This window comes from Tenacibaculum ovolyticum DSM 18103 (assembly GCF_000430545.1).
GTDB classification, from domain to species: domain Bacteria; phylum Bacteroidota; class Bacteroidia; order Flavobacteriales; family Flavobacteriaceae; genus Polaribacter; species Polaribacter ovolyticus.
On record NZ_KE387163.1, the window covers coordinates 559,622 to 572,586 of the forward strand.

Annotated in this window: 18 protein-coding genes; 5 read left to right on the forward strand and 13 right to left on the reverse strand. The window is 26.7% G+C overall.

The features are described from left to right. Positions 1–2: 2 nt before the first annotated feature. From H518_RS0112620 to H518_RS0112630, 3 genes are all read right to left on the reverse strand, one after another. On the reverse strand, positions 3–314 hold the full coding sequence (locus H518_RS0112620; protein ID WP_028889397.1) for a hypothetical protein: 312 nt from the start codon (positions 312–314) through the stop codon (positions 3–5). A 12-nt stretch (positions 315–326) separates the two neighbouring features. Then, positions 327–2,213 carry a hypothetical protein gene (locus H518_RS0112625; protein WP_028889398.1) on the reverse strand — a complete coding sequence of 629 codons (1,887 nt, stop codon included), beginning with the start codon at positions 2,211–2,213 and terminating at the stop codon, positions 327–329. Positions 2,214–2,319: 106 nt separating this feature from the next. Next, positions 2,320–2,625: a hypothetical protein gene (locus tag H518_RS0112630; RefSeq protein WP_028889399.1), complete on the reverse strand. Its 306-nt coding sequence runs from the start codon at positions 2,623–2,625 to the stop codon at positions 2,320–2,322. A 174-nt stretch (positions 2,626–2,799) separates the two neighbouring features. Between H518_RS0112630 and H518_RS21500 the strand changes: the two genes are divergently transcribed. After that, positions 2,800–2,934 carry a hypothetical protein gene (locus H518_RS21500; RefSeq protein WP_262509220.1) on the forward strand — a complete coding sequence of 45 codons (135 nt, stop codon included), beginning with the start codon at positions 2,800–2,802 and terminating at the stop codon, positions 2,932–2,934. 245 nt (positions 2,935–3,179) lie between these two features. Here the strand turns inward: H518_RS21500 and H518_RS0112635 are convergent, their stop codons facing one another. Then, entirely contained in the window at positions 3,180–3,374 is a 195-nt protein-coding gene (locus H518_RS0112635) for a helix-turn-helix domain-containing protein (RefSeq protein ID WP_028889400.1), read from the reverse strand. Between the two features lie 203 nt (positions 3,375–3,577). Between H518_RS0112635 and H518_RS0112640 the strand changes: the two genes are divergently transcribed. Further along, a complete protein-coding gene (locus tag H518_RS0112640; RefSeq protein ID WP_028889401.1) occupies positions 3,578–4,000 on the forward strand; it encodes a hypothetical protein in 423 nt (140 codons plus the stop codon). Here the strand turns inward: H518_RS0112640 and H518_RS0112645 are convergent. The 9 genes from H518_RS0112645 to H518_RS0112685 form a co-directional block, all read right to left on the reverse strand. Continuing rightward, on the reverse strand, positions 3,986–4,264 hold the full coding sequence (locus tag H518_RS0112645; protein WP_028889402.1) for a hypothetical protein: 279 nt from the start codon (positions 4,262–4,264) through the stop codon (positions 3,986–3,988). The genes H518_RS0112640 and H518_RS0112645 overlap by 15 nt on opposite strands. 6 nt (positions 4,265–4,270) lie before the next feature. After that, complete coding sequence (locus H518_RS0112650; RefSeq protein WP_162143111.1) at positions 4,271–4,786, reverse strand: hypothetical protein; 516 nt, start codon at positions 4,784–4,786, stop codon at positions 4,271–4,273. Further along, positions 4,761–4,910, reverse strand: a complete 150-nt coding sequence (locus tag H518_RS21165) for a hypothetical protein (RefSeq protein ID WP_155995223.1) — start codon at positions 4,908–4,910, stop codon at positions 4,761–4,763. The genes H518_RS0112650 and H518_RS21165 overlap by 26 nt, the downstream gene beginning before the upstream one ends. 356 nt (positions 4,911–5,266) lie before the next feature. Next, positions 5,267–6,034, reverse strand: a complete 768-nt coding sequence (locus H518_RS0112660) for a TIR domain-containing protein (RefSeq protein WP_028889404.1) — start codon at positions 6,032–6,034, stop codon at positions 5,267–5,269. Between the two features lie 57 nt (positions 6,035–6,091). Continuing rightward, the gene (locus H518_RS0112665) at positions 6,092–6,745 is read right to left on the reverse strand and encodes a hypothetical protein (RefSeq protein ID WP_028889405.1); all 654 of its coding nucleotides are present in this window, start codon (positions 6,743–6,745) and stop codon (positions 6,092–6,094) included. A gap of 82 nt (positions 6,746–6,827) precedes the next feature. Beyond that, a complete protein-coding gene (locus H518_RS20560; protein WP_028889406.1) occupies positions 6,828–7,592 on the reverse strand; it encodes a hypothetical protein in 765 nt (254 codons plus the stop codon). A 140-nt stretch (positions 7,593–7,732) separates the two neighbouring features. Then, complete coding sequence (locus H518_RS0112675) at positions 7,733–8,107, reverse strand: hypothetical protein (protein WP_028889407.1); 375 nt, start codon at positions 8,105–8,107, stop codon at positions 7,733–7,735. A gap of 129 nt (positions 8,108–8,236) precedes the next feature. After that, entirely contained in the window at positions 8,237–8,767 is a 531-nt protein-coding gene (locus H518_RS0112680) for a hypothetical protein (RefSeq protein WP_028889408.1), read from the reverse strand. Between the two features lie 1,159 nt (positions 8,768–9,926). Further along, a complete protein-coding gene (locus tag H518_RS0112685; RefSeq protein ID WP_028889409.1) occupies positions 9,927–11,006 on the reverse strand; it encodes a PIN domain-containing protein in 1,080 nt (359 codons plus the stop codon). 265 nt (positions 11,007–11,271) lie between these two features. Between H518_RS0112685 and H518_RS0112690 the strand changes: the two genes are divergently transcribed. The 3 genes from H518_RS0112690 (at position 11,272) to H518_RS0112700 (ending at position 12,920) form a co-directional block, all read left to right on the forward strand. Further along, complete coding sequence (locus H518_RS0112690) at positions 11,272–11,772, forward strand: DUF6978 family protein (RefSeq protein ID WP_028889410.1); 501 nt, start codon at positions 11,272–11,274, stop codon at positions 11,770–11,772. Further along, a complete protein-coding gene (locus tag H518_RS0112695; protein ID WP_028889411.1) occupies positions 11,769–12,551 on the forward strand; it encodes a DUF1828 domain-containing protein in 783 nt (260 codons plus the stop codon). The genes H518_RS0112690 and H518_RS0112695 overlap by 4 nt, the downstream gene beginning before the upstream one ends. Positions 12,552–12,638: 87 nt before the next feature. Next, entirely contained in the window at positions 12,639–12,920 is a 282-nt protein-coding gene (locus tag H518_RS0112700) for a hypothetical protein (RefSeq protein WP_028889412.1), read from the forward strand. Positions 12,921–12,965: the final 45 nt, after the last annotated feature.

Genomic DNA, 12,965 nt, shown 5'->3' on the forward strand with positions numbered 1-12,965 from the left:
GACTAAATTTTTATACTTGTTACTAAATCACCTGTTCTATTACTGTAAAAATTTACTACGTTGGTAGCTTTTGCATATTTAGATTGCTCGAACCTTCGAAACATTGCGTTTACCAGTATGTTTGCTTTTTTTCTATTCTTACTTAAATGGTTGTACCAAACAGGGTTGAATTTTCTGCCACCATTTCCCGCTATTTTTAAATCATTATTTCCATTTTTTAAAAGAATCACCATTTTTAATTCGCTACAATTCGGACAAGTAATTTTATTATTTGCTCCACAAGTACATTTCTTTAATTCGTTTTCTTGGCTCATGCTATTTGGTTTTTATGCTAAAATTGTATTTTGATTATTAATTAAATTGGGTAGCGAAATAAGATATTCATGAGGTAAATTATCTTTTACGTAATTGAATAATTGCTTGTAACTAAACTTTCCTAATTCGTATTTTTTTATTGCGTTTGTAAGCTTCTTTTGTGATGATAATCTGCGTTTTCTAATGTTAGAATCTTCTATTTGTTTTTTCCTTTCTGCTTCCTTTTTCTCCTGGTACTTTAAATGACTTTTCCATACTGAATGGAGCCCGTAAAAACCTAATTCATTTGATTTGGTACGTGTTTTATCAAAATATGCGAACGGAAATAATGCCTTTACTTCCTTCTTTTTAACAAACCATTTACGAGCAAATTCAAGTTTCCAACGATATTCTTTTAGTTTCTGAATAACCGTTAATTTGTGAACGATATTAGCAAACACTTGTGTTTTTAAAATATTGATAGTTTTGCGCCACTCCCCCACATAAACATTGTGATTTTTCCAAATTTTAGCAGAACTTTTAATAAAATCCTGAATTACTATCTGCTTAAACTCTTCATTACTAACAAGGGCATACTGTTCAACTTTTTGTAAGTAATCATATCTTAAACCTTTGTAATTATTAAATTCACCACTAGCTAGTTTTTCAGCCAATAGGGTTTCATCTATAAAATTGGCAGTAAAATTTTCGGTTAGCAAATTGGTTTTACTCTTTGGTTCTGATATTTTAAGAAAATCGGGCTGTTTTATTTTTTTTTCGCCGCCGAAAGAAATTTCTTTTTTGTTACTTATCCCTTTGGTGTTCTCGTAGCTGTCCGCAGGACATTCGTCAGTGTTGCTTTCGTGTTCATTTGCCAGCATCGAACCGCATTTATAGAGAACTGTGCTATTTGCACAGTCTTTTATTTCTTTTTCTTTTAATTTAGTTCTAGTAGTATCAGTACTATCATGTAATTCTTTCCGATTAGAAGATTTAAAAAATTGAAAATCAGTGTTTTGTGATTTTGGTGGATTTCCCTCTAAAACGGTTAAAATCTCAGGATTAAAATTCACTGAAATAGGTTTTTCTGAATTAATAAACTTATAATTCACCAATAAACCTGCCTCTCTAAACCTTTTAATGTGGTTTTGCGCTGTTTTTTTACAAATTCCTAACATTGCCCACCCTTCTCTTTTATGTTCTGCTAACTTCTTGTGATCTATCTCTAACTTAGGAAGCTTATTTTTTAAAACAGAAGTAGGTTTATTCATTTGTAGAAGAAATGAATTTCTAGTTTTTAATTGCGACACATAAAAACCCGCTAAGGTTCTAAACATCATTTGCGAAAAAGGTTTTAAAGTCTGTTCTCTTTTTTTAGGTAAAATTTTATAAGCTAAAGGGGCATTAAACTCTGCTACTTTTTTATTATAATCACTAATAAAAAGCCTGTTGTTTTCTTTTTTAAACTTAGTAATTTCGCTTAGAAATTCTTTATTCGTAGTTTTTACAATTGATAAGTTATAAGCTGCTATTTTTTTGTTTTCTTGAGTAACCTTTTCATTATAAATTTCTTTATGCTTTCTAAAGTTATTCATTGCATCATTTACAGCTGCTTGGTTTAAGTACGGAAAGTTTATATATGAGTACTGTTTTTGCTCGTACTCTTGCTCTTTACCTCTTTTAAGTAGCAATAAACCATGTGTAGCATTAAACGCTTCTACCGATTTATTATACTGTGTATCTGATACTTTATTTCTATACGCATTATCAATAAAATGTTTAATGGTATGCTCGGTTACTGCGTTTAACTTACGTTTTCTTAAATTATCTTTAACAGCCTCATTATAAACACCAATACTATTAAGTATTAGTTTGCGTTTTTGCGTTTTGTTTGCGTTATTTTTTGTATTTTTGTTCATAGGAAATAACGTGTTATATCTTTCTTTTTTAAGATTGGTTTTATCATACTTATTCCTTTGGTAGAAAGTGGTAGAGGGTCGAAATTTCTAACCACTTTCTTTATTTTTATGCTACTTTATTTACAACTTTACAATTACCTGCTCTATTAATTAAAAACTCATTTAATTTTCCTTTTAGTTCTAAGAGTTTATAGGATGCTAAACATTCTGAAGATTTAAATTTTTCTAAGAATTTTAAAAACTCGTTAAAAACACTGTTTTCACAAGTGATTAATGATTTAAAATTACTATTTGGTAAGTGGTTGGCTTTTCCTTTTACGTAAAAAACTTGTAGCTTTTCTGAAAAGAAAACTTGAATAATGTTTTGCGGTTTAATTGCGCAATTTTGTTTGGTAATTTGCCCTTTTTTCATTGTTTAAATATTAAAATGGCAGACTAAGAACTTACTATGAAAAACTAAACTACAAACTTTATAAAACTCTCTTAATCTGCCAATATGTTAATGATCTTAATTCTAAATATATAACGCAATAATTTTTGCGTTTTTGAATTAATGGCAGAAAAGAAAATCTGATAGGAAACATATATGAATAATACAATTGTATACAGTAATTGTAATGGTTCTAAATGCAATACTGTTTCAATACAAGGCGATAATATTATCGTTCCTATTTTATTCGGTGTTGCAATAGGTTTAGTGATTGCTAAATCATTAAATTAATTTTGCACCTGTTTTAAACAGGTGCTTTTTATTTAATAAGACTTTCGTTTTCTGCCAATATGTTAATGATCTTTTAAAGAAAGTAACTCACAACTTTAGAAAAGGGCTAACTTTTAAGAATGTTACTTAGTAACGATGTTGTGAGTTACTGTTAGATAAGCTTTCTTACTTATCCCTTTGGTATTTTTAACCGATTAATGCCCTTTTATCGGTTAGTTAAATGCAAATTAAATTGCTTTATTATTTTATTTTACAATTCCGTTATTTTCCCAATATTTATTGAATGAACTAATTGAAATCATTAACCCTGAATTTTTTCTATTTCCGTTTTTTGAAAACTTAATATCTCCAGTTTCTAATAACTTCAAAACAAAACTTCTTGAAACTCCTGTATCTTCCGCTATTTTTTTGGCTGTTACCCAATCTATCGCTGTTGTCATATTTCTAATCGTTTTGAAAATGAGATATAAAAGCTCATTTTTAGTTTTACTGAACAATCTTACAACCCAACATATATCACTTATTTATGTATATTTGTTTTGTTGAAGACAAATATACATACATTTCAGTAAAATACAAGTATTTCAGTATTTTTATTGAAAAATGATTTAATTTACGTAAAAAAAACAAGCATTTAAGTACAATGAATTTACCAGAGATTAATGATAGACTAAAGGATATAATAGATTTTTGTAGTAATGGTAATGTGAGTGATTTTTCTAAAAAATTAAAAGGGATTTCTCAACAAAAATTGAATAGGCTTTTCAATTTAGATTCAAGAACAAAAAAATACCCTACAATTTCTCAAGATATTATTACTGAAGTTTTAAGTGAAATTCCTGAGATTAACCCTACATGGTTTCTTTTAGGGAAAGGGGAAATGTTAAATAATGTTAATTTACCAGAATCATCTGAAATTAAATTCGAAAATATATCTGATGATGAGCTGTCTTTGTATATTATAAATAATAAAGAGCGATTATTAAAGAATGAAGCACTTAGCATTTTTATTGAAAAGAGAGCTACAGAAATTGCAATTAAAATGTTGAAATCAGATATTGATTAAAATGTAGCTCTTTTCAAAATCATTTAAATTTAGATTGTTATTTAATTTAAACTTTATTTCTTTAAGAATTCTTATTTCTTTTAAATCTTTATTTATATTATACTCAATGTTCTTTATATTATTCGATTTTACAAATTCTATTTGATCAGTTAATTGTTTTTTATAATCACCTGATAATATTCTTCCCTCTTTGTATTCAAAAGAAAGTGTTTCTAAGTCTTGTAATTTCTTTTTGTAATCTTTTATTTTTTTTCTATTGTTCATTCAGTACTATTTCTTTATTTCTGAATTAATAAAATCTAAACCTTTCTCTAATAATCTTTCTTTGTACTGAAAAGATATTTTAATTAATTTTATGTAATTCATTAATTTTAAAATTAGAAAAACAGATATAGCAGAAATACATAATCCAATAAAAAGATATGCTAAAATATTAAAATCTACACCAGGAATAAATACCCATGACATAAAAAACACTCCACATATAAAAGGAGATAATAAAGAGTATTTTAAATTTATTTTGTAAAATTCAATATTATCCTTTGATAATATTGGTATTAAAATTAATAGACCAGAAACTAAAAAAAGTAAACTAGCATGAGTTCCTGCACTATATAAAAATCTATGAATACTAGAGTATCCAAAAAATTTTTCTTCTAATTTATCGTCAGGAAAAAGGACATGAATAAAAGGTAATATTCCACTAATATAGATTAGAACATTACCCAATGTTTCAAAAGTTAAATACTTGAATGATTTATTACCCTTTTGTAGTTGGAGTCTCAACTTTATCTTTGTCAATAAGTTCATTTCGTCTTTCTTTTTCTACTAAATTTTCTTCAGTGTTATCTGTACAACTAGTTAACACTACTAAACTAAACATTGCTAATACTACCAATACTTTTTTCATTTTTACTTTATTTAAATTAATTTAAAAAAAGTAAAAATAGAGGTATTTTAGATTAAGTATTCATCTGTTGAAGATTTTTCATTTTAATTTTTAGCAAATTAACATAATTTGTTATTAAAACACAATACCCATTACCCCTACATTAAATAGGGACAACCCTATTTTCATTAACATTTCTTTAACGTTTTAAATCTTATTACATTTAAATAAAAATTATTTCGAAATAAGTAGTGATTATACGGCAAATAAAAACTCAAAATACAAGTAGTGTATTTTGAGTTTAGAGTAATAATATTGTATAAATTTAATGAAGAATTTGGTTTGGTTTTTATCTCAGTTCTTTATCGTCCGAAATTTTATATCACTAAATTCATATCAATTTGATAACCGCTGTTTCTCATTTCTTTTGCTAAACTCAATTTCCATTCTTCATCTGTTGAAATATATACTACTCCAGAAATATCATTTGGTTTTTCTAATTGACCTCTAACTAATGCACAAACATTTTCTCTTCCTATTTTGCCAATTAAAAAACCGTGCTCAAAAACTACATTTTGTCGAGCTCTTGATTTCAATTCACTTTTTTCAGATTTTTTATTTCCAACATCACAAGGTGTGTATAGAGCAATTCCAAATCCAACATTTGAATATTCTTCAATCTTTTCAATTATAGTCTTTCCTGAACTGGCTTGTTCGTGAAGTATTATAGACTCCAGATTTAATTTTTCAACAAATCTTGCTACTTCGTTTTTTAATAATTCATCGTGTCCGTGAACAATAAAAACTTTAGTTAAATCAAGTTCTTTAGTTGAAATATGCCCTTTTATGTCATTTTTTGGTGTAATTCTTAAACAAGAAGTTAAAGCACTAACAATTATAGTTTTTTCTTTTTCAAATGTGTCTGTGTAATTTCCGTCAAGGTTACTCATTTCAAACCTTTCATAAATTCTCCAAGGTGCACTATCTCTTCCATAGTTCCTTAATACAAACTCTTCACACTCGGCAATCCAAGCTTGCATATTGACATTTGGTCTGCTATAAGTTCCGTTTTGTGAATTATAATGATTTGTTTGAAAAGTATGTTTTTTAGCTTCTTGGATTAATTCTCTAATTTTTTCATTCATTGACGAAATTTTGTTTTAATTGTGCCTAACGCATGGATAAACACCTGTTTTTTATGCTTACTCAAAATATATTTTCGAAATAAAACTATTTATAGTTCTTATAAAATTCCTAATAGTAATGTCATTCTCAAATTCGATAAGGATATTATTGTTTGTATTATCAATAAATGTTAAACCTTTTATCTCTTTAATTGAATTTATTCGTCGTTTAGATGTCGATTTTTTCATAAATGAATTTGAATTATGAACAAATAGATTTCGTAAATGATTGTATTGACAAATTTCTTTCCACTCAGTATTTACTGGTTCAAAATCAATATTTATTACTTTCTCTAAATAAGTCTTAAACTTAAATATTCCTTTCCCTGAAATATCCTCAATTTTTAAATTCTTTTTCTTTTCAGTGATAGAGCAAAGTTCCAACATTGTTTGTTCTAAAAAAGAATACAGAGAGATAATTATAGAACTATAGTATAATTGTAAAGTATTCGTTTTTATATACATTTCTTCATTATCATATAATGAAGATGCAATCTCATAATCATCAATTACTTCATATTCTTTAATATAAGATTTCAATTTTTCATCAATAGATGAATTCGTGATTTTAAGATATTCTTTAAATGATTCAATATCAAATTCAAATCTTTGAAAACTAAAATCAGAATTATTAAATTCATCTCGGGGGTTTTTACTAATTCCAAATATCATTTTTTCTTATTGTATCTAACAGTCTTGTGTATGAAACGTAGCGCGTGTAAAAGGACGCTAATTTTTCGGATAAACACAGAGCCTAATTTTTATGTTTTGTTTTTAAATTTTTTTCTAAAACTTTGTCTTTCTTCTTTTGCATTTTTTCCATTTCATCGCTATATTTTTTTGCATTTTCCACTCTGTCAAAACTTTCTAATAATGCAAAAAAGAGGTGTCCTTCTTTTGATGTAAATATGTCATAAGAATTAATATCTCCTTCAGTTTTACTCTTAAGTGACGGAATCATTTCGCATAATCCATATGAGACCAGTTTAGGACCTAATTGATAGTATAAAAATACACCTTCGGTTCCAGAGTAATCCCAGTCAATGCCACTGCTGAAATAAGATATAAATAATCTAAAGTAGGTCAGCAAGTCCAATTCTTTCAGTCCAGTTTTGCTTCTTATACTTGGAGGTGTCTCGATATATGTAGTCAACAATATGTTATTCAAATCTCCATAACGATAATTTCCAACTTTTTTATTTAGGAATTCTCTACGCTGTTTTTCAGCTTTTTTATTAAATTTTAAATAGATATAATATACTAAAATTAGGAGTATCGATATAATCAGCAGAGCATAAAGTTTAATTTCAAGATTTAAAAAATTACTAAATACTTCTTTTATTGATATGCTTTTAATGAATGCGTAAATAAATGCAGAAACAAATGGTAATGAAATAAGAATTCCATTAGCTATAAGTTTGCTAAAAACGGAATCAGTCCAAATTTTCAAAAACAGATTTTTAGATTCAGCTTCTTCTGTTTCTTTTTTAGTAATATTTATTTCTTGTTTATCTTTCATTTTTCAGCTTGTTGCCAACAACGGGGTATATGTACTGGTACATATATATCCATTATATTTCTTTAACAAATTAAGTTTTTTTTTATTAATTTAAAGCTTTGAAACACTTTAAATTTAAACAGTTACTTTATCAATTATAACTACTGTAATTGTTCAACTAATTTTCGAGCAATAACTGTGTCGTATATAATTTTTAGTTTACCAATTTTATTATTTTCATCAAATTCTATTATATCAACAACATCAAATTCCACTTTTTCATTATTCTTTAAAGTCCATTTATATTTAAAATATAGTGCTATACTATTAGATTCGTTTTCTTCAAAAATTCCTAATAGGTGAAGTTGAGAATTTGTAGTGTCGCTACTTAATTCGTGGTAAAAGTCTTTTGCTGTTTTTATTCCATAAAGTGGAGAGTCAACAATTCCTTTTTGATTAAACAAATTAATTACATTTTCGATGTCTCCTTTTTCAAGAAAATCTATGTATTTATTAGCTATTTCTTTTTTTGTCATATAATTTATTTATAGTTATAAGGTATTTAACCAAATTCATTTTTTTGCTTGCGTAAAACAGTTAATATATGGTTTATTGTGTGTTTTAAGCAGTAAATTTAGCAAATAAAACCTAGTTTTATTATGTTATTATTTAAACCAATTTGGTACTGATACCATAGCTCTGTGCGTTGCCCCATCATTAATTCCTCTTTTAGCTGTGTAGGCTATTAAGTCTGTTCCTTTTCTTTCAAACCAACGAGTAATTTGGTATTGCCCGCCTGGTACTGGCATCCATTCTCCCCCATTAATTTGCATTTCATATTGTTGATTCATTGTCCAAACTTGAGAACTGCCATCTTGGTTAAGTTTAAAATTAAAACCAGGAGGTATTATTGAATGGTCATCAATTCCAATACCACCATTAGCTGTATTAGAACCTAATCCATTATGAACACCAGAACGTGCGTATTCTCCACTTGGTCCAAATTCTGCGGGTGCAGCATCCCAAGATACTCGCTCTCTCGTTTTTATGTGTCCTAAATCAGCGATAGCTCCAGTACTAGATTCCCATGAAACTTCATGATGAAGAGTTGCTGCACCTGTTGACATTGATTTCGTTTTGAAATTAATGAGGTTTCCTGTAGTTGATGCATTTTCCATTACACTTGATTTTGCCATAATTCTTTATTCTTAACTTAATTAATATTTTTTATTGTTCGATTTAACGTGCCTTTTAAATTGCTTGTAACAATGGAATATATGTGCTGACACATAAATTTCCATTATATTTCTACTAAATCTAAGAGATTTTTAATTAATTTAAAGCGTTGAAATACTCTAAATTTAAACAGTTATAGCTACTATTTTCGCTTGTTTTGTTGCAAATTTCATCTAATAATAAAATAGTTTATAAAAAAAACACCTAAATGCTTATTTCTAAAGCATGAGAGACCTAAAAATAGGTGTGAACGTTACTTATTTAGGCTTGTAAAGCTATTACTTCTTTAATGTTTATTTTTACGGGTTTTCGTAACTTTTATTACGGATTTCCTTTAACTTTTATATTTATTAGTAGTTAGTTTTGAGAAACTAAAAATTAAAAATTTTACTATGTTAGAAGACTTTAAGAATGATTTAGTAATAAAAGGATACCCACTCTACAGTTTTTTTTTATATCTAAATAAATTTTACTTATCAATTTAACTTAATAATTTAGAAGACCTTATATATATTTGATCTATTAAATTTAAATCCGGGGGGATTTAAAAGATTGATTAATTGAAAAGAGCTGTAATAGCTCTTTTCTTTTGTTTTAACCTATAATTTTACGGTTACGCCTTACTTATTTTATGGTTTTAAACCTATACCTCTATCTTTAATAATTTAACTTTGAGAATATCAAAATATATATAGCTTTCTTATGGGGATAAAAAGCTTTATTAATCAAGGGTTCAGAAATGAACTCTTTTTTATGCTTTAATTTTATCATTTTTCTAACTGTTATTTTACGTTTCTACCTTACTTCTTTTATGCTTTTTTTTCATCATTATTATTTTTGATTATATAGTTTTGCTTACTCATAATTTGGAAGGGTTATGATTAGTAATTTAGATTAATGTAGAGCTCCTTCGGGGGCTTTACTTTTCTACTCTTTTTTCAACAGGTTAATTAATGTTTGTTTAACTTTCATTTTACTCCAAAACATTTTTTCATTTCTAATTTTGTCAAGCATTTAATAATCATCAAAAGAGATTTGAATTAGTTTTTAATTAGCCATGCTTGTAGTGTAGTATGGCTTTTTTGTTCTTTATAACTACAGGTTTTGTTATACATTGTTTTAATCATCAATTGAAACATCAGTTGGAATCCCACTGGAAATTTCGATAAACTCCCAATCTTTCCAATAAATCTCTTTGCCTGGTAATTCACATTTTATTTCTACAATTACTTTTAATTTGCAATCGTCAGAAACTAATTTATTTTCCATTTCAGTTCCATACCATCTGGCGTCTTCTTTGTCATACCAACCAATACTTGTGTTTTCATAAGAAACATCAACAGTATAGTTAACAGGAATTGTAAGTTCTACCTTAGCAACATTGTCAAATATTTGCAATACAGAGTGTGAATCTATAAATCCTTCAAATTTTTCAATGCCATTTGATTCGTATTCAAAACCTTGGCTATCATCAAACCCACTGTAAGGAAAGTCATATGCAAACTTATCCTCAATAGTTGAGATTATCTCAGCTTCCTTACTTTCAAGAATTTCATCTATTTTGGTAGAAATATTTTCGTCACTAAAAGTAAAACTTATTTGGTCTAAAAGTTTGTCGTATTCTTTTATTGGGATTAAATAATCTGATTCATAAGAATTCAAATCTTCATCTTCAGCTACAACATATATTTTTTCACTATTTTCTCTACACCAAGTTTCTAAGGAATTTAAAACAATTGCATCAGGAAATTCATTTTTCTTTTTTCCGTCTTTAAAGGGGGGGTTGAAGTCAAAATAATCTGCGACTATTTTTAATGTTTTACTAGGGTCAATATCAACTTCTTTAAAGTGGTCTGATTTTATCTTTTCAAATTTCTTATGTAATACATCTTTTTCTTTTTCGAATTCAAAAGAATTATGAAGATTAAATATTTCGTTTAAGGAGACAATATTCTTAAATGTTTTAGCCTTATTACTTAATTCTTTAAGTGTTTTCTTAAAAGTAGCATTTGAATTTATTAAAAACTTATTCAAATTTGAATGACATTCTTTTTTAGTGATTTCAGTAGTTAGTAATTCTATTTCAGACTCTTTTTCGTGTTTCAGAAAAGCTTTTAACTTATTTCCTGCGAAGAAATTCTCTTTAATAAATATGGAAGTATCTAAAAATATATAGTGTGTTTTTATTTCTTCTTTCATTTTCGTCTAATAATGTATAACAACGGAATATATGTACTGGTACATATATTTCCATTATATTTTTTTAACAAATTAAGTATTTTTTTATTGATTTAAAGCTTTTAAACACTTTAAATTTGTACAACTACTTTTGTCGTTACTTACGTACAAAAAAAAAGGTAAAACCGTAATTATGTTACGGTTTTTTGATTCTATTTTTATTTTTGATTAGCTACTTTTGGTTTAGGAAAAATGAAAAATAAAAGAAAATTATAATATATAAAAAATGCTAACAAATGAAGAAGTAAAATATCTTTTAAAATTAGACAAAACATTATCTGACCCAACGAAAGTGATTGATTTAAAAGATAAAAAAAACAGACTTGAATTAATTTCAAATCAAGATAATCAACACAAATTTTGGGTCGAAATAACTTCAAATAAAAAGATTTTACTAAAAACATCAGTTCATCATTTAGAAACTGGTTCTCATATAGGTTTATTAAGAATTGATTACCGAGGAGGTCATCATAATCCTGTAGATATTAAAGACACCTTACCTGATTATTTAAAAAAATATGCAGATAAATGGTTTAAAACCGATGAACCACATATGCATATATATGTAGAAGGGTACAAGCCTTTATCTTGGGCTATTCCTTTGACTGACACAAAATTCCCGATACAAGATATTACGGAAAGTGCAGACATTTCAGATTTAATAATTAACTTTGCAAAAGAGATAAATTTAAATTCTAAGTTGAACATACAATTATCAATAGATTGAGTTGGGTAAATACATATGTGGATGATTATTATAAATGGTTAAGAGAAAAAACTTCTATCCAAAAAGATAAACATACAGAATGGTTTGCTATCTCTACTCCTTTTATTGGTGCATTTAATGATACTATTGAAATTTATGCTCAAAAAAAAGACTCTAACTTAACTTTAAGTGATAATGGAGATACTTTATCTAATTTAGAATTACAAGGCTTACATATACAAGGTTCTAAAAAAAGGAAATACATATTAGAAACAATTTTACTTAATTATGGAGTAAAACTCATAAATAACGAATTATTTATTGAAACAGATATTAGTCGTTTTTCTCAGTCTAAACATAATATTTTATCTGCAATAATTGAAATAAATGATTTATATGTTCTTTCTCAACAAAATATATCTTCGATCTTCAAAGAAGATGTTAGGCTTTTCTTAGATGAAAAAGGATTAATATATACTCCTGATTTTATATCTAAAGGAATGACTGGTTTAGAATTTAACTTTGATTTTCAAATTGCAGGTAGAAATAAGGAAATTGTTTTAAAATCGTTTAACACAATTAACAGATCAAATATATCTTCATTTTTGTTTTCTTGGGAAGATATTAAACCTGTTAGAGAAAAAAGTACAAAGAAAGAAGTTAGTGCTGTTGCAATAATTAATGATATAGATAAAGAAATTAAAAATGAATTTCTAGAAGCTTTAAAAACTAAAAAAGCCGATTATATTATATGGTCAGACAGAAAATCTGAAGTAAATAATAATTTACTTGTCGCTTAAAAATCACTATTTTTTCTTATATTTTTTTTGTCCTATTATTTTTTTCATTAAATAAATACGTTTGTATCTAATTTAAAAACGTAAAATATGAATAGTATTAAAGAAAAATTAGTTTACAGCAGCATTGAGTCTAAATATTTGCATAACAGTGTTTATATGGGGATTGAAAAAGCTCTAAAAATAGAAAAGCTTTCAAAAAAAACTAAGGTACTTTCTAAAATTAACCTATTAAAGAAAGAACTAAAAGAAATCAAAGACCCAAGTGTATATTATGGTACACCGCCTCCTTTAGACTTTTTAAAACAAAATCAAATACATTTAATAGGTTTAGAAGTATTTGGTTTAATTGAGGATTATTTACCAAATTAAATATATATGTTTTCCCATTCCTAAAAAAAACGAGAAGATTTTTAA